Source organism: Stenotrophomonas sp. YJH_SMC_53 (assembly GCF_059369995.1).
In genome coordinates this window covers 151,795-166,958 of record NZ_JCAFTF010000008.1, presented here as the reverse complement: position 1 = coordinate 166,958, position 15,164 = coordinate 151,795, and the positions used below count along the sequence as shown (strand labels likewise).

Annotated in this window: 20 protein-coding genes and 2 tRNA genes; 10 read left to right on the top strand and 12 right to left on the bottom strand. The window is 66.2% G+C overall.

The window, feature by feature from the left end; translation table 11 throughout:
- Nucleotides 1-111 precede the first annotated feature (111 nt).
- Entirely contained in the window at nucleotides 112-627 is a 516-nt protein-coding gene (locus AC5P7X_RS14600) for a DUF3011 domain-containing protein (RefSeq protein ID WP_495215063.1), read from the bottom strand.
- A gap of 242 nt (nucleotides 628-869) precedes the next feature.
- Between AC5P7X_RS14600 and AC5P7X_RS14595 the strand changes: the two genes are divergently transcribed.
- Nucleotides 870-1,265, top strand: a complete 396-nt coding sequence (locus tag AC5P7X_RS14595; RefSeq protein WP_053499239.1) for a hypothetical protein — start codon at nucleotides 870-872, stop codon at nucleotides 1,263-1,265.
- 12 nt (nucleotides 1,266-1,277) lie between these two features.
- Here the strand turns inward: AC5P7X_RS14595 and AC5P7X_RS14590 are convergent, their stop codons facing one another.
- Nucleotides 1,278-1,970 carry an aspartate/glutamate racemase family protein gene (locus tag AC5P7X_RS14590; RefSeq protein WP_053499236.1) on the bottom strand — a complete coding sequence of 231 codons (693 nt, stop codon included), beginning with the start codon at nucleotides 1,968-1,970 and terminating at the stop codon, nucleotides 1,278-1,280.
- 86 nt (nucleotides 1,971-2,056) lie between these two features.
- On the opposite strand from AC5P7X_RS14590, the gene AC5P7X_RS14585 reads away from it, so the two are divergent.
- The 5 genes from AC5P7X_RS14585 to AC5P7X_RS14565 all read left to right on the top strand — a co-directional run bounded on the left by AC5P7X_RS14585 (nucleotide 2,057) and on the right by AC5P7X_RS14565 (nucleotide 4,372).
- Nucleotides 2,057-2,368, top strand: coding sequence for an ArsR/SmtB family transcription factor (locus AC5P7X_RS14585; protein ID WP_329842383.1), 312 nt, complete (start codon nucleotides 2,057-2,059; stop codon nucleotides 2,366-2,368).
- The gene (locus AC5P7X_RS14580; RefSeq protein WP_053499234.1) at nucleotides 2,368-2,718 is read left to right on the top strand and encodes an SRPBCC family protein; all 351 of its coding nucleotides are present in this window, start codon (nucleotides 2,368-2,370) and stop codon (nucleotides 2,716-2,718) included. Before AC5P7X_RS14585 ends, AC5P7X_RS14580 begins: the two co-directional genes overlap by 1 nt.
- A gap of 37 nt (nucleotides 2,719-2,755) precedes the next feature.
- On the top strand, nucleotides 2,756-3,364 hold the full coding sequence (locus tag AC5P7X_RS14575) for an ATP-dependent Clp protease proteolytic subunit (protein ID WP_005417839.1): 609 nt from the start codon (nucleotides 2,756-2,758) through the stop codon (nucleotides 3,362-3,364).
- Between the two features lie 98 nt (nucleotides 3,365-3,462).
- A complete protein-coding gene (locus AC5P7X_RS14570) occupies nucleotides 3,463-4,104 on the top strand; it encodes a LysE family translocator (protein ID WP_005417837.1) in 642 nt (213 codons plus the stop codon).
- 94 nt (nucleotides 4,105-4,198) lie between these two features.
- Entirely contained in the window at nucleotides 4,199-4,372 is a 174-nt protein-coding gene (locus AC5P7X_RS14565) for a DUF1328 domain-containing protein (RefSeq protein ID WP_005417836.1), read from the top strand.
- Nucleotides 4,373-4,408: 36 nt separating this feature from the next.
- Here the strand turns inward: AC5P7X_RS14565 and AC5P7X_RS14560 are convergent, their stop codons facing one another.
- Genes AC5P7X_RS14560 through AC5P7X_RS14550 form a run of 3 tightly spaced genes read right to left on the bottom strand, consistent with a single transcriptional unit; the run spans nucleotide 4,409 to nucleotide 5,305 of the window.
- The gene (locus AC5P7X_RS14560; protein WP_053499229.1) at nucleotides 4,409-4,741 is read right to left on the bottom strand and encodes an SMR family transporter; all 333 of its coding nucleotides are present in this window, start codon (nucleotides 4,739-4,741) and stop codon (nucleotides 4,409-4,411) included.
- A 33-nt stretch (nucleotides 4,742-4,774) separates the two neighbouring features.
- Nucleotides 4,775-5,008, bottom strand: coding sequence for a DUF1653 domain-containing protein (locus AC5P7X_RS14555; protein ID WP_005417832.1), 234 nt, complete (start codon nucleotides 5,006-5,008; stop codon nucleotides 4,775-4,777).
- Between the two features lie 12 nt (nucleotides 5,009-5,020).
- Nucleotides 5,021-5,305 carry a hypothetical protein gene (locus AC5P7X_RS14550; protein WP_053499224.1) on the bottom strand — a complete coding sequence of 95 codons (285 nt, stop codon included), beginning with the start codon at nucleotides 5,303-5,305 and terminating at the stop codon, nucleotides 5,021-5,023.
- Between the two features lie 402 nt (nucleotides 5,306-5,707).
- On the opposite strand from AC5P7X_RS14550, the gene AC5P7X_RS14545 reads away from it, so the two are divergent.
- The 3 genes from AC5P7X_RS14545 (at nucleotide 5,708) to AC5P7X_RS14535 (ending at nucleotide 6,985) form a co-directional block, all read left to right on the top strand.
- Nucleotides 5,708-5,914: a hypothetical protein gene (locus tag AC5P7X_RS14545; protein WP_005417826.1), complete on the top strand. Its 207-nt coding sequence runs from the start codon at nucleotides 5,708-5,710 to the stop codon at nucleotides 5,912-5,914.
- Nucleotides 5,915-6,046: 132 nt separating this feature from the next.
- Nucleotides 6,047-6,610: a DUF3011 domain-containing protein gene (locus AC5P7X_RS14540; RefSeq protein ID WP_032956176.1), complete on the top strand. Its 564-nt coding sequence runs from the start codon at nucleotides 6,047-6,049 to the stop codon at nucleotides 6,608-6,610.
- A gap of 171 nt (nucleotides 6,611-6,781) precedes the next feature.
- Nucleotides 6,782-6,985, top strand: a complete 204-nt coding sequence (locus AC5P7X_RS14535; RefSeq protein WP_005417823.1) for a hypothetical protein — start codon at nucleotides 6,782-6,784, stop codon at nucleotides 6,983-6,985.
- A 132-nt stretch (nucleotides 6,986-7,117) separates the two neighbouring features.
- Here AC5P7X_RS14535 and dxs read toward each other — a convergent pair whose 3' ends face one another.
- The 7 genes from dxs to AC5P7X_RS14500 form a co-directional block, all read right to left on the bottom strand.
- Nucleotides 7,118-9,025, bottom strand: coding sequence for a 1-deoxy-D-xylulose-5-phosphate synthase (dxs, locus tag AC5P7X_RS14530; protein ID WP_053499260.1), 1,908 nt, complete (start codon nucleotides 9,023-9,025; stop codon nucleotides 7,118-7,120).
- A gap of 105 nt (nucleotides 9,026-9,130) precedes the next feature.
- Nucleotides 9,131-9,796: an HNH endonuclease gene (locus tag AC5P7X_RS14525; RefSeq protein WP_032954353.1), complete on the bottom strand. Its 666-nt coding sequence runs from the start codon at nucleotides 9,794-9,796 to the stop codon at nucleotides 9,131-9,133.
- A 517-nt stretch (nucleotides 9,797-10,313) separates the two neighbouring features.
- Entirely contained in the window at nucleotides 10,314-12,104 is a 1,791-nt protein-coding gene (locus AC5P7X_RS14520; protein WP_206620027.1) for an acyl-CoA dehydrogenase C-terminal domain-containing protein, read from the bottom strand.
- Nucleotides 12,105-12,168: 64 nt separating this feature from the next.
- Nucleotides 12,169-12,645 (bottom strand): LEA/WHy family protein, encoded by a 477-nt coding sequence (locus tag AC5P7X_RS14515; protein ID WP_053501243.1) that lies wholly within the window; start codon nucleotides 12,643-12,645, stop codon nucleotides 12,169-12,171.
- A gap of 163 nt (nucleotides 12,646-12,808) precedes the next feature.
- Nucleotides 12,809-13,360, bottom strand: a complete 552-nt coding sequence (locus AC5P7X_RS14510) for a lipocalin family protein (RefSeq protein WP_005417806.1) — start codon at nucleotides 13,358-13,360, stop codon at nucleotides 12,809-12,811.
- Nucleotides 13,361-13,520: 160 nt separating this feature from the next.
- Nucleotides 13,521-13,596 (bottom strand) — tRNA-Phe (locus tag AC5P7X_RS14505).
- 71 nt (nucleotides 13,597-13,667) lie between these two features.
- Nucleotides 13,668-13,743, bottom strand: a tRNA-Phe gene (locus AC5P7X_RS14500).
- Between the two features lie 364 nt (nucleotides 13,744-14,107).
- On the opposite strand from AC5P7X_RS14500, the gene curA reads away from it, so the two are divergent.
- On the top strand, nucleotides 14,108-15,133 hold the full coding sequence (gene curA / locus AC5P7X_RS14495) for an NADPH-dependent curcumin/dihydrocurcumin reductase (protein ID WP_329842375.1): 1,026 nt from the start codon (nucleotides 14,108-14,110) through the stop codon (nucleotides 15,131-15,133).
- The last annotated feature ends 31 nt before the right edge of the window (nucleotides 15,134-15,164 follow it).

The window sequence follows — 15,164 nt, the reverse complement described above, 5'->3', positions numbered from 1 at the left end:
TCGAGGAAGGATCGGGGGGTGCCATCGCAGGCTCCTGGACTGGATGCGCCCAGTCCATCGATCACGTCGGCCGTGTCTGCGTATCCGCCAAAGCCAGCGTGTGGTCGGCAGTCAATACACGCGGAACTCGGCACGGCAGCCGTCGCTGACCCACACCCCGCGGCGGTCCCAGCCCCAGTTGCGGTCCTCGACGCACGGCGTCACCGACTTCTGCTTGACCAGGCGCACCTCGCGACGCACGCGGATGCGGCATTCCTTGTCCTTCTGCTCGTAGGACTCGCAGATCAGGCGCTCGCCGTCGTCATCCCGATCACGATCCCGGCCGCGCCCCGGCCAGCGGCTGCGTCCCTGTTCGTCTGCCACGAACTCAGCGCGGCAGCCTTCGGTGACCCAGAGCATGCGGCGGCTCTGGCCCCAGTTCTGGTCCTCGACGCAGCGGGTGACCGACAGCTGCCTGGCCATGCGCATGCGGCCTTCGATCGGGCACTGCTGGGTCTTGTTGAACTGCGACTCGCAACGCAGCGGCGGAATGTGATCGCTGTCGTAGTCCTGGGCGGCCACCGTGGTGGCCACCAGCAGCAGGGCCAGGGCGGAGGTGGCAATGGGCGGCAACAGGCGATGGGTCATGGAGAGCCTCGGCAGGGGGAATGGGCCGCAAGAATGGACCAGCCCGAGGCCGTCGGAACGGATCGTTCCGGCGCTGGCTCAGTGGGGATTTAGTAGTGCGCACCGGCCCATGCAGGGCCTTACATCCCTTATCATCGCGGCACATCCGATCGCATCGGCTTACACCTTCTTACATGTCTCCCACGCATGCCGGCGCAGCCTGTGGCTGCCGTCACTGGCGTGCAGCCGGCTTGCGGAGGAGGATGCGCGGACCACGACGACCACAGGGGGTTGCGTTGATCAGCAGTACCGTCATTCATCGCTCGGCTGGCGCAGAGGCCGGGCAGGTGCGTGTCCTGGACACCACGTTCAAGGGCAAGCATGTGTTCATTGCGTGGGGCCTGCGCGGGCCGGAACTGACCCGCAGCGCAGACCCGCCCGCCACCGTGGCTGCGCGCAAGGCGTTGCACGCCGTGGCCGGCCACAGCGAAGGGCCGCGCAGCCCGGAGGTGTTCATCGCCAACCAGTCGGCGGTGGCGATTACCGTCTATCGGCTGCTGACCGAAGCGCGTTCGGGCGATGCCATCTTCTTCCTGTGTGATTCGCAGGCTGTGGTCGACTGGCTGATCACCGCACTGGAAGTCCAGGGCCAAGGCTGACGCTGCGCGCGGTCAGGCCAGCGCAGCGTCCACCGCCGCAAGCGCGTGCAGGGTGGTCGTGTCGAACAACGGCACCGCACTGTCTTCGGGGCGCACCAGCAGCATGATCTCGGTACAGCCGAGGATGATCGCTTCGGCGCCGCGCGCGACCAGCCGCGCAATCACGCCGGCGTACACCTGCCGCGAGTGCTCGCTGGCCACGCCGGCGATCAGCTCCTGGTAGATGATGTCGTGCACGCAGCGGCGATCATCAGCCTCCGGAACCAGTACCTGCAGCCCGAAGCGGTCCTGCAGCCGGTCGCGGTAGAACGCCTGCTCCATGGTGAAGGCGGTGCCGAGCAGTCCGACCTTGCGGATGCCTGCCTGCAGGATCGCCGTGGCGGTCGGGTCGGCGATATGCAGCAGGGGCAGCGGGCATTCGGCTTCGATCCGGCCGGCCAGCATGTGCATGGTGTTGGTGCAGATCACCAGCAGCTCGGCGCCACCGGCCTGCAGTCGCCGCGCGGCATCGAGCATGTGGTTGCCCAGCACATCCCACTGACCGTCGTGCTGCAACTGCTTGATGTCGGCGAAATCCACCGACCACAGCAGCAGTTGCGCCGAATGCGCGCCACCGAGGCGATTCCGCACCGCCTCGTTGATGAGCCGGTAGTACTGCGCCGAGCTTTCCCAGCTCATGCCGCCGATCAGGCCAAGGGTCTTCATGCATTGCTCCATGCCGGGAAGCCGTCATTGCAGCACAGCAGCTGTGGCAGTTGCACTACACATTAGTAGTTGCTAATGTGTTGATCATGATCGAGAACGCCCTGTTCAAGGCGCTGGCTGACCCCACCCGCCGCCACATCTTCGAAAAGCTGGCCGATGGCGGGCGGCATGCCAGCGCGCTGCGCGAGGGCATTGCGATCAGCCAGTCTGCGATGTCCCAGCACCTGGCAGTGCTGCGCGATGCAGGGCTGGTGCGTGAGCAGCGCCAGGGGCGCTTCGTCCACTATGAAGTCGATCCGCGCGGGCTGGCCCACATCGGACGCTGGCTGCAGCGTTGCCGGGCCTACTGGCCGGCGCGGATGTCCGCACTGCAGAACCTGCTGGAGGAGATGGACTGATGGACGATGTTCTGAAGGAAGCGGCTCCCGCGCTGGTGATGGAGCAGCGGTTGCCTGCGCCACCGGAACGGGTCTGGCGCGCACTGTTCGATCCGGCACTGCGTGAGCGCTGGTTGCCTGCCGCCGATCTTGCCGATCCAAAGCCCTGCCTGTTCGAGGAGGGGCGGGAGCTCGGATTCCGCTTGCGCGATGCACAGCCCCCACATCTGCACAGCCTGGTGTGTTTCCGGCTGCGCGGTGATGAGGATGGGGGAACGGTGCTGACCATCGTGCATCGGCTCACCGACCGGCGCGCGCTGATACCGCCGGCGTCCAACGATGACCATCGCACGGTGATGCGCGCGGCGTGAGCCGGCGCCTGGATCGAACGCTACAGGGAGCAGGCACATGCGGGACAGAATGCAGCTGGTACCGATGGTGGTGGAACGCAGTGAGCGCGGTGAGCGCTCCTATGACATCTACTCGCGGCTCCTGCGCGAGCGCATCATCTTTCTCAACGGCGAAGTCGATGACACCGTATCGGCGCTGGTCTGCGCGCAACTGCTGTTCCTTGAATCTGAAAATCCGGAGAAGCCGATCCATCTGTACATCAACTCGCCGGGCGGGGTGATCTCCAGCGGCTTGGCGATGTACGACACGATGCAATACATCTCGGCCCCGGTGCATACGCTGTGCATGGGCACCGCGCGGTCGATGGGTTCGTTCCTGCTGATGGCCGGCGAGCCGGGTCACCGCGCGGCGCTGGCCAATGCCAGCCTGCATGTGCACCAGCCGCTGGGCGGGGTGCAGGGCCAGGCTTCGGACATCTTCATCCACGCCGAGGAGATGCAGCGCACCAAGCAGCGCATCACCCAGCTGTATGCGCGGCATTGCGGACGCAGTTTCGAGGAGGTCGAACAGACCCTGGACCGTGATCGGTTCATGAGCGCCGAGCAGGCATGCGAATGGGGCCTGATCGACCAGGTACTGGTACGGCGCGACGCGCTCGCGGCCTGAGCCTGCCTCTGTAACCACCGCATCCATGCTGCACTGTGTGTGCCGCGCCAGGCCGGCGCACTCTATGCTGGTTGGATGTTCTGAAGTGGACGCCCGATATGGCCCTGCATACCTGGTGGTGGTTCCTGGCCACGGTCTTCGTGCTGTGCGGGACGCCTGGGCCGAACATGCTGCACATCCTTGGGCGCAGCGTCGGGCTGGGGTTCCGTGGCAGTGTGCCGGCCATGGCCGGCTGCCTGCTGGCGATGCTGCTGGTGCTGGCGGCTTCCGCAGCGGGCCTGAGTGCGCTGTTGCATTCCTCGCCCATGCTGTTCGAGGTGCTGCGCTATCTCGGTGTGGCCTACCTGGCCTGGCTCGGCATCAAGGCGTGGCGCGACAGTTGCCGGCCCGCACCCGCGGTGGCCGATGCTGACGAGGTCACACTGGCGCCGGTACATGGCGCAGGAACGGTGTTCCGCGGCGGCCTGTGGGTCGGCCTGAGCAATCCCAAACTACTGCTGTTCGCCGCAGCGTTCCTGCCACAGTTCGTCGACCCGTCGCGCAGCCAGGCCGTGCAGTACAGCGTGCTGGTGGCGACCTTCGCGGCCTGCGAACTGTTCTGGTACGTGATGTATGCGGCCGGTGGCCACGGCCTGCGCCGTTGGCTCGCCAAGCCATTCGCACGGCGCTGGTTCGAGCGGCTGGTGGGAAGCGTGTTCCTGGCTTTCGCAGTGGCGTTGTTGCGCTTCCGGCCGCGTTGATTCACGCCGCACACGCGGCCCGTTCACGAGCGCCGCATCGGTGGCGGCCTAGCCTGATCGCACCGTTTGCATTCCCTGCAGGGAAAGGATCGACATGATCAAGTGGGCCATCATCTTCGCCATCATCGGCATCATCGCGGGCGTGCTGGGCTTCGGCGGCATCGCTGGCGCCGCCGTGGGCATCGCCAAGTTCCTGTTCTGGGCAGGCATCATCATCGCCGTGGTGCTGTTCCTGATCGGCATGAGCGTGGCGAAGAAGGTCAGCTGAAGAAGGTCAGCTAGCGCCGTTCGCGCAGCAGCGTCTTCAGTGCGCGCTGCTGCGCGAGAACAGATTGATCACCAGTACGCCGGCGCAGATCAGGCCGATCCCGATCAATGCCGGTGCATCCAGCCGCTGCTTGAACACCACCAGGCCGATCAGCGAGATCAGCACAATGCCGACGCCGGACCAGATTGCATAGGCGATGCCGGTCGGCACCGACTTCATGGTGACCGACAGCAGGTAGAAGCACAGCCCATAGCCAACCAGCGCGCCTACTGTCGGCCACAGCCGGCTCATGCCGTCCGAGGCCTTCAGCAGCGACGTGGCAATCACTTCCAGCACGATGGCGGCGGCCAGGTAGATATAGGGGTTCATCGTGGGCTCCGGGTCACTGCGGGTCGCACCGGATCAGTCGTCGATGCGAGCGAAGCGCGCCTGCGGGCCGTGTTCGCCCGGAACCTGCTCGATGAACATCGGGTAGGGGCGTACCCACAGGCCGCCTTCGCCATAGAGTGCGCGATAAAGCACCATCGGTTCCAACGTCTCGCTGCTGCGGACGATGTCGATCACCTCGTAGTCGCCGCCCTTGAAGTGGCGATACCGGCCACGGGCGAGATCGGGCAGGGGAGTCAGCTCAGCCATGGCAGGGCGTGCTCACTTGCGCGCCGGGCTGGCGGGCTTGGCGCAGTACGCGTCGATGGCCTCGGCCGTGTTGGCCAGGCCCTGCGCCTGCGCCAGCTCCCAGGGGCGCTCGCAGCGCTGGCTGTGTTCGCACCACTGATACCCGGCAGAGCCGATACAGCCGTGCGCATCTCGGTCGCCCCCCACCACCGGCGTCGCTGGCGATGCCTCAGCGGCATCAGCGCGCGCGGTCGCCGTGTCCTGGCTGGCACAGGCGGCCAGAGCCAGCAGGGCCGGGATCAGAAGAAGCACCTTCATGTGCGAGCTCCGCGCCTAAAGCGACATTTTCTGTCGCAAATAGCTCGCCAGCAAGCGCTCAATGCACGGCGGCGCGGATCAACTCTTCGATCAGGATCAGATAGCTGGCCACGAAATAGAACTTCAGCAACGTCCAGCGTTGCTGTGAGAAGAAGGTGCGCATGTGGAAGGGGCCCCTGTTGATGACGGTAGTGTGAAGCCAGCCTGACTCCGTGACAAGGATCACGGAATGAACGGGCTAAACGGACTCAGGGATGTGAGGAAAGCCAAGATCCGACGCGAAGGCGCGGCATTTTCGTACAAATCTGATAGGCCATCCCGGAGGCGGTCGCTAGCCTGATGGTGTAACGGCAAGCGGCCCGCTGCCTGCCACTGCACCCTTTCATCCGCAGGAGCCTCCCGATGGTCATCACCGTCCAATGCAATGCCCAGCGCTGGTCCGTACTGCATCCGCAGGTGAGCGACACCACCGGTTACGCCCGGGGCGCCGACGCCTTTGATGCCGCCGCCGCGCTGGCCCTGGAGCATCACCGCCGCACCGGCCAGCGCAGCACGGTGCGGGTCGAGGCGCTTGGCAACACGGTAGACGCGCTTTACGTTGGAGAGTGACGCCAGCCCCCGTAGTGCAGTCAGCCGCGGTTGAGTTGTTTGAATGGGGGAACAACTGCCATCGCGCCTCCCTCTGTGCGCCGGGCCGTGAATCCCGGATGCTTGCGCCATCGTATTCATCTGGAGATCTCGATGGGCAAGGCACTCACCTGGCGCACCCTGGCCTGCACCCTGTTGCCGATGCTGGCGGCCGCCGGCGGCGCCCAGGCGCAGAGCTATGGCTACGGCTACGACGACGACCGCTATGGCGGCCGCGATGGCAGTGGCATCGTGCGCTGCGAGTCGGTCAAGAACCGCAGCAACGAGTGCCGCCTGGATGGCCGCGCGCGGCTGATCCGCCAGTTGTCCGGTTCGCCCTGTGTGGAAGGTGAGACCTGGGGCCAGTCGCGCAACGGCGTCTGGGTCACACAGGGGTGCCGTGCCGAATTCGTCGGTGAATACCGCCGCGGCGGCGGCTGGGGCGGCAATGGCGGCGGCTGGGGCAACGGCAATGGCAACGGATGGGGCGGTGGCGATGTGGTTACCTGCCATTCCAATGGCCACCGGCAGGAGTACTGCGATGCCCGCATCCGCCGGGGCGTGCGCCTGATCCGCCAGGACTCGCGCAGTGCCTGCATCGAAGGCCAGAGCTGGGGCTGGGATCGCCGCGGCATCTGGGTGAGCGATGGCTGCAGGGCGCAGTTCCAGGTGAACTGAGCTTTACGGATTCAACCCATGAAAATCAGAATAATCTGATACAGCTCACATTTTGAACGCCGTATCGTCTGTGATCAGGGCGCCTTGCGTGCCCTGTTTCCCGATGTCGATTGCCGTAGCCGGCATCAGCATCGCGCCGCCGTCGATACGCTGCCTCAAGGAGTGAGCTGCATGTTGATCCGCCTGCAATGCGAACAGCGCCAGTGGCGCGTGCTGCACCCGGATAGGCCGGAGCCAATCGAGTTCCGTGATGGCGCACGAGCCTATGACTTTGCCGAGACCCTGGCCCGCCTGCACTTCGTCGACACCGGGCAGCGCGCCGCCGTCCGCGTGGAGGCCAGCGGGGCGTTCGTGGAAGCGGTCAGTTACGGTTGAGCGTGGGGCGCCTGCCGGGGCGGGCCTGCGGGGTCCGGCCATCCACGCATGGCGTGGAACCACCTGCTTCCACCGTGGAAGGTGCGAGCCTTCGGCTGCACCTTCCCGTGATGCGTGGATTCCTGATCGGCCTCAGCCCGCCGCGCTCAGCGGTGGGCTGCCTGCGGCCAGCTGTGGCCAACGCTTGAGCACGGCGGCGCGGATGCCGGCCGCATCGATACCGGCTTCGGCCAGCAGGTCCTCGCGGCTGGCGTGGTGCTGGTAGCTGTCGGGCAGGCCCAGGTGCAGGATCGGACGCAGCACGCCTTCGGCATTGAGCAGTTCACCGACACCGGAACCGGCACCGCCGGCCACGACGTTGTCTTCGATCGTGACCAGGCCCTCGTGCTGCGCGGCCATGGTCAGCACCAGCTCGCGATCCAGTGGCTTGATGAAGCGCATGTTGACCACGCTCAGGCCCAGTTCGCGGCCGACCTGCTCGGCGGCGGGCACGGTGCTGCCGAAGGCAAGCAGGGCGATGCGGTTGCCCTGCAGGCGCAGCTCGCCCTTGCCGATCGGCAGGGTCGACAGGTCGGTGCCGGCCGCAACGCCGGTACCCGTACCGCGCGGGTAACGCACGGCCGCCGGACCCGGGTGCTGCAGGCCGGTGCTGAGCATCTGCCGGCACTCGGCTTCATTGGAGGGTGCCATCACCACCATGTTCGGCACGCAGCGCAGGAAGCTGAGGTCGAGGTTGCCGGCGTGGGTCGCGCCGTCCGGACCGACCACGCCAGCGCGGTCGATCGCAAACAGCACGTCCAGATCCTGGATCGCCACGTCGTGCACCAGCTGGTCGTACGCACGTTGCAGGAAGGTGGAGTAGATCGCCACCACCGGCTTGCCACCCTGGGTGGCCATGCCGGCGGCGAGGGTGACCGCGTGCTGCTCGGCGATCGCCACGTCGAAATAGCGCTGCGGGTATTCCTTGCTGAAGCGCACCAGGCCAGAGCCTTCGCGCATCGCCGGAGTGATGCCGTAGAGGCGCGGCTCGGCGGCGGCGGCATCGCACAGCCAGTCGCTGAATACATCGGTATAGGTCGGCTTCTTGGCCCCGGCCTTGGCCACCAGGCCCTTGTCCGGATCGAACGGGCCCACGGCGTGGTAACCGATCTGATCGCCTTCTGCCGGCTCGTAGCCCTTGCCCTTGGTGGTCATCACATGCAGCAGCTTCGGGCCCTTGGAGGCGCGCAGCGTCTTCAGGGTGGACAACAGGGCCGGCATGTCGTGGCCGTCGATCGGGCCGGTGTAGTGGAAGCCCATTTCCTCGAACATCGTGGAGGGCACGAACATGCCCTTCCAGTGTTCTTCCCAGCGCTTCACGAAACGCGCCGGGTTGTTCTTCTTGTCACCGAGGATCTTCTTGCCACCTTCGCGCAGCGCGTTGAGCGTACGGCTGCCGGTCGCTCGGCCCAGCATCTTGGTCAGGCCGCCCACTGCCTCGGAGATCGACATGTTGTTGTCGTTGAGGATCACCAGCAGGTTCGGCTCCGGCTCCATGCCACCAGCGTGCATCAGCGCCTCAAATGCCATGCCGGCAGTCATCGCGCCGTCACCGATCACTGCCACAACCTTGCGGTCGTCGCCTTCGGACTGGCGGGCGATGGCCATGCCGAGCGCGGCCGAGATCGAGGTGGAGGAGTGGCCGACGCCGAAGGTGTCGTACTCGCTTTCCTCGCGCTTCGGGAACGGCGCGACACCGTCCTTCTGCTTGACAGTATGGATCTCGTCGCGGCGGCCGGTCAGGATCTTGTGCGGGTAGGTCTGATGGCCGACGTCCCACACCAGCTGGTCGACCGGGGTCTGGTACAGATAGTGCAGGGCCACGGTGAGCTCGATAACGCCCAGGCCGGCGGCGAAGTGACCTCCGCTCTTGCCCACCGATTCGATGAGGTAGGCGCGCAGTTCGTCGGCGACCGCCCTCAATTCGGATTCGTCGAACGTGCGCAGGTCATCCGGTGTCTGGATGCGCGCGAGGCGGGGATAGCGGGCAGAGTCGATCATCATGTTCGCACTTTTTCTGAACGCCCATTTTCGCCCTCAAACGGGGGTGGGGCAAGCAAACGCCGCCGTCCGTGACAGGACGGTGAGGGTTGCATTTTCGGGCGTTCAGGTGCTGAGTTTCGAGCGCTTGGGCAACTGCGCCTTCAGGAAGGCCATCTGGTCGGCCAGGATGTTGCGGTTGGACAGGATCAGGTGCTCGATCCAGCTGGGCCGGTAGGGCACTGCCAGCAGGGGCATGCCGGCCTGCTGCGGGGTGCGGTCGCTCTTGCGCGAATTGCAGTGGAAGCACGCGGTGACCACGTTTTCCCAGCAGTCCAGGCCACCTTTGGACAGCGGCATGACATGGTCGCGGGTAAGCGTCGGGCGGGTGAACTGCTGGCCGCAGTACATGCACAGATGGGCGTCGCGGGCGAACAGGGCCTGGTTGGTCAGGTTCGGCGTGGGGTCGATCGCGCGGGAGCGGGCGTGGCCGCGGGCGGCGATGATCGGGTGCAGGTCCATGCCGCTCTGCAGGCCGCTGAAGCGGTTGGTGCCACCGTGGATGTGCAGGCAGGGATCGCCGAGCGTCCAGGCCACTGCCTCGCGGGCGTAGAGGCAGGCCGCATCCTGCCAGGTGATCCAGTCCAGTACGCGTCCGTGGGCATCAAGCGAGAGCAGCCGGACCGAACCGGGGCGATGCAGCGTCGTGGCGTTGGGCGATGCTTCGGCGCCCGGAGCAGAAAACGGAGCTCCGGCTTCGATCAGACCCAAGCGTGTAGTGTCTGTCTCCATCGGGAGAACAGCTTATACCTGAATGTTGACGATTTGTGTATCGCCGACAGGCGATACACAAATCGTCAACATTCAGGTCCGCGCATTCCGCATCCCAGCCCGCCGATGGCGGGTTGGGATGCCCACGCATTCCTCCTATCCCCTGCGCCGTCGGCGCGCCCCCCTTAACAAAGGGGGGCTTTTCTCCAGATGGATTCCGGTGGTTTTCATCCACGCATGGCGTGGATCTACGCAGATCGCGGGGAACTGTCAGAGGCGGGGCGGTGTGGGTTGGCAGGACCGTTGGCGCCATGGATGGCGCCATCGAGCCCCCAGGGGTGAGGGCGCTTTGCTTGCGAAGCACTGCTTCGCAAGCGCCCGAACGCCCAGCCGCCAGCGGCTGGGCCGGACCGCGGAGCGGGGTTTACGGCGTGTCCTGCCAACCCACACCGCCCCGCCATCCACCGGGATGCAGCTGTTGCTGTTGCGGTCGCCGGCCAGCGGCCGGCACTACCGCGGGTGCCGGGCGTAGCCCGGCTCAGGCGCCGAAGCGCTCGTCGTCCATCGCCATCAGCGGGGCGGCGCCGGACTGGATCGCGGCGGCGTGGCTGAGCGTGCGCGGCAGCACACGGGCGAAGTAGAACCGCGCAGTCTCGCGCTTGCCCTGGGCGAAAGCGGCGCCGTGTGCGCTGGCGTCGGCGGCGGCGACGCTGCGGGCCCACCAGTAGGCCAGCACCACGTAACCCGAATAGAACAGGTAGTCGTAGCTTGCTGCGCCCAGTTCGTCCGGATTGGCGGCCGCGCGCTGCAGCACGTCCATCGTCAGCTTGCCCCATTCGGCGGCCTTGGCGCGCAGCGGGCCAATGAACTCGGCCAGCGCTTCGTTGCCCTCGTGTTCCTTGGCGAAGGCTTCGATCTCGGCCAGCATCAGCTTCAGGCCGGCGCCCTGGCTGGACGCGGTTTTGCGGCCGATCAGGTCCAGCGCCTGGATGCCGGTAGTGCCTTCATACAGCGTGGTGATGCGGGCGTCGCGGGCCAGCTGCTCCATGCCGTGCTCGCGGATGTAGCCGTGGCCACCGAAGCACTGCAGGGCGTTGTAGGTGTTCTCGATGCCCCATTCGGTCTGGCAGGCCTTCGAGATCGGGGTCAGGAAGCTCACCAGGGTGTCGGCGCGCTCGCGCTCAGCGGCATCCTCGGCATGGTGGGCAACGTCGATGAGGGTGGCGGCGTGCAGCGCCAGCAGGCGGCTGCCTTCGACCAGCGACTTCACCGTCAGCAGCATGCGGCGCACATCCGGGTGGACCAGGATCGGGTCGGCCGGCTTGTCCGGGAACCTGGCACCACTCAGGGCGCGCGACTGCAGGCGCTCACGGCTGTACTTCAGCGCGTTCTGGTAGGCGCGCTCGGACAGGCCGATGCCCTGCAGGCCGACCCCCAGGCGCGCGGTGTTCATCATGGTGAACATCGCCTGCAGGCCCTTGTGCGGCTGGCCGACCAGGTAGCCCTGCGCGCCATCGAAGTTCATCACGCAGGTGACCGACCCCTTGATGCCCATCTTGTGCTCGATCGAGCCGCAGCGCAGTGCGTTGCGCTCGCCGACGTTGCCGTCGCGGTCGACCTTGAACTTCGGGGTGACGAACAGCGAGATGCCCTTGGCACCCGGGGGAGCGTCAGGCAGCTTGGCCAGCACCAGGTGCACGATGTTGCCGGTCAGGTCATGCTCGCCGGCGGTGATGAAGATCTTGGTGCCGGTGATCGAATAGCTCCCATCGGCGTTCGGCTCGGCCTTGGTCTTGAGCAGGCCGAGGTCGGTACCGCAGTGCGGTTCGGTCAGGCACATCGTGCCGGTCCAGCGGCCTTCGATCAGCGGCTTGAGGAAAGCCTCGTGCTGCCAGGCCTCGCCATGCTGCTTCAGCGCTTCGATGGCGCCGTGGGAGAGCAGCGGGAAGTTGCCCCACGCCAGGTTGGCGGCATTGATCATTTCGTTCAGCGGCACGCCCAGAGTGTGCGGCAGGCCCTGGCCGCCCAGCTCCGGCGAGGCGGTCAGTCCGGTCCAGCCGCCATCGACGAACTGGTCGTAGGCCTGCTTGAAGCCGGGCGGGGTGGTCACTTCACCGGTGGCCTGGTCGAGCACGCAGCCGATCTCGTCGCCGACGCTGTTGAGCGGGGCCAGCACGGTGCCGCTGAAGCGGCCGGCTTCTTCCAGCACGGCATCGACCACGTCGGCGGTGGCGTCGGTGAAGCCCAGGCGGGCGAACAGGGGTTCGACCTTGAGCACGTCGTGCAGGGCGAAACGGAGGTCGGAAAGCGGGGCGGTGTAGCTGCTCATCGGTACGTCTCGATTTGATCAGGGCAGGGGAGAGCGGCGCCGGGCGCCGCCACGAAAGGCGCGTTCAGCGCAGCACGCCGGGCAGGCCGGGGGCCTGGTTGAGGGTGCTGCGGCTGCTGATGTCGAAGCTGCGCTGCTTCTTTTCCTGCGGCGTGGCCGCCACCGTTCCCTTCAGGCCATAGGCCAGGGTACGGTTGCTGGCCAGCGCATCGGCCACCACCAGGCGCGCGGCCGAGCTGGGCACCAGGTCGACATTGATCACGTCGGCGGAGGTGCCGCCGATGGAGATGCCGGGCTTGGCGTGCAGGGTGCCGGCTTCGTTGTCGCCGACGGTCAGCGCCAGCGAGACGTCATCGAAGGTCATCGGCATCGAGCTGAAGTTCTGCAGGCGCAGGGCCACGGTCCAGTTGCCGTCGGCACGCACGGTCAGCTGCTGCAGGCTGGCCGCCGGTTCCGAAACACGCTTGACGATGCCGTTGTTGCAGGCAACAAGGGCGAGGGTGCACAGGACAATCAAGGCGATACGGAAACGGTGGAGCATGGGCGCAAGTCCTCTGGAGGGGTGCGTTTGGATAAGCATACTACGGCGTATGGTTGTTTGGATCGCCTGTGGCGACCCGTCGCAGAGGGTAGCGCGTGAAGATGGCGGCCGGGCGTGCGCGGTGCCGGACGGCGCGCGCGCGGCGCCGCGGTTGCGACGCGGTTCAATCGGCGGGCGTATCGCGAAGCGGGGCCATCAGGCGCAGCGGGCGCAGGTCGTAGCCCATGGCCTCGGCTTTTTCTTTCAGCGCTTCGAAGCGTGCGCGATCCATTTCCGGCAGGCGCGAGAGGATCCACAGGTACTTCCGGTCCGGTTCACCGACCAGTGCCCACTGATAGTCCGGGTCCAGCGCCAGCACCCAGTAGTCGGCCCAGACCAGCGGGACCCAGCTCAGCCAGTCCGGCGCGAAGCGCACCTGCAACTGGCCGGGATGGCCGGCCACCGCGCGTGCCACGCCTTCGGCGACCACGCGCTCACCGTCGCCGTTGCGGCAGGCGTTGGTGACACTGATGCGGCCATCGCTGCGCAGTCCGTAGTTGGCGGTGATCTCGCCCACGCACTGCTTCTGGAACGAGACCGGAAGATGCGCAATCTCGTGCCACTGGCCGGCGTAGCGATCGATGTCCAGGCGCTCGACCGCGCGCACAGGTTCAGTGGCGATCACCGGGAAAGCGGCCAGCAGCAGGCAGGCGAACAGGGCGGGGCGCAGAGGCATCGGTAGGCTCCAGGCAGGAGTCTGGAGCGTAGGTGCCGCCGCGCGTGCCGGTGTAAATGTTTCGTCAACCGGGCGTGTGCGCAGGCGCCGCATCCGCCACTCGTGCAGTGCGCGAAGCACGGACAAAAAAAAGACCTGCATCTCTGCAGGTCTCGAAAGATGGTGGCCGAAGACGGAATCGAACCGCCGACACGGGGATTTTCAATCCCCTGCTCTACCAACTGAGCTACTCGGCCAAACTGTGTGGCAATCACGATCAACTGCGATTCCCGAAAAAAAGACCCGCATTTCTGCAGGCTGTCGAACGTGGTGGCCGAGGACGGAATCGAACCGCCGACACGGGGATTTTCAATCCCCTGCTCTACCAACTGAGCTACTCGGCCACGTAGTTCATTGCAGCGAGGTCGCTGCCAAGGACGCGCATATTACGGAGGTCAGCCGGCTACGGCAAGCATTTTGGCAAAAAACCTTCACATTGCCGTCTGCGCAGACGCAAGTACTTGATCCGCCGTCGCGGGGCAGGGGGGCGCTGGATGCCGATTCATCCGTGCGCGGTGGCACGGTGATCATCGCGTGCGGCGCAATTCAGCGGGCCACAGTGATCGACAAACGCGGCGTGGCGCGGCCTGCGCGTGGACGGCACCGATACCGGACATGGAACGCTGTTTTCGTGACTCCCATGGGGGAACGCTGCGGCGTAGTGTCGGCGTTCCTTTCCTGATGCTGGCAACAGCAGAGACCGTCGTCATGTCCGACTCATCGACCACCACCCGCATCGTGCTGGCGTCGCGTCCGCAGGGGGCGCCCACTGCAGCCAATTTCCGCCTGGAGCAGGCCGCGCTGCCGCCCTTGGGCTACGGTGAGGTGCTGCTGCGCAATCGCTACCTCTCACTGGACCCGTACATGCGTGGACGCATGGATGAGGGACCGTCGTATGCCGCGCCGGTGGCAGTGGAAGCTGTGATGGAAGGCCAGACCGTGGCCGAGGTATTGCAGTCCAGGGCTGCGGGTGTCGCAGTGGGCGAACAGGTGCTGGCGCCGGGCGGGTGGCAGACCCACGCGGTGCTGCCGGCCAAGGCGCTGGGCCGCCGCCTGGACCCGGCCGGGCTGCCGTTGAGTACGGCGCTGGGGGTGTATGGCATGCCGGGCTTCACCGCCTATTCCAGCCTTCATGAAATCGCCCGCCTGCAGCCGGGAGAGACGCTGGTGGTGGCCGCCGCAACGGGGCCGGTCGGCGCGACCGTGGCGCAGTTGGCCAAGCTGCAGGGCGCGCGCGTAGTGGCTATCGCCGGTGGCGAGGCCAAGCGTGCCTATCTGCAGACGCTGGGCGTGGACGTGGCGCTGGATCATCGCGCGGCTGATTTTGCCGAGCAGCTGCGCGCGGCGGTACCTGCGGGTATCGACGTGTACTTCGAGAACGTCGGGGGCCATGTGCTGGATGCGGTGCTGCCGTTGCTCAACGACTTCGCCCGCATTCCGGTGTGCGGCACCATCGCCACCTACAACAATCGTGGTGTTGCGCAGCCTGGCCCGGACCGCCTGCCGGTGCTGTTCAGCCAGATCCTGCGCCAGCGCCTGACCGTGCGCGGTTTCATCGTGCACGACTTCAAGCACCTGTGGCCGGACTTCGAGCGCGAGATGGCGCAGTGGCTGCGTGAGGGCCGCATCCAGTACCGCGAGGATGTGGTGGAAGGGCTGGAAAATGCACCGGAGGCGTTCTTCGGGCTGCTGCAGGGGCACAACTTCGGCAAGCTGGTGGTGAAGCTGGACTGAGGGCTTGGCCGATGCCGGCCAAGGTTGGCGG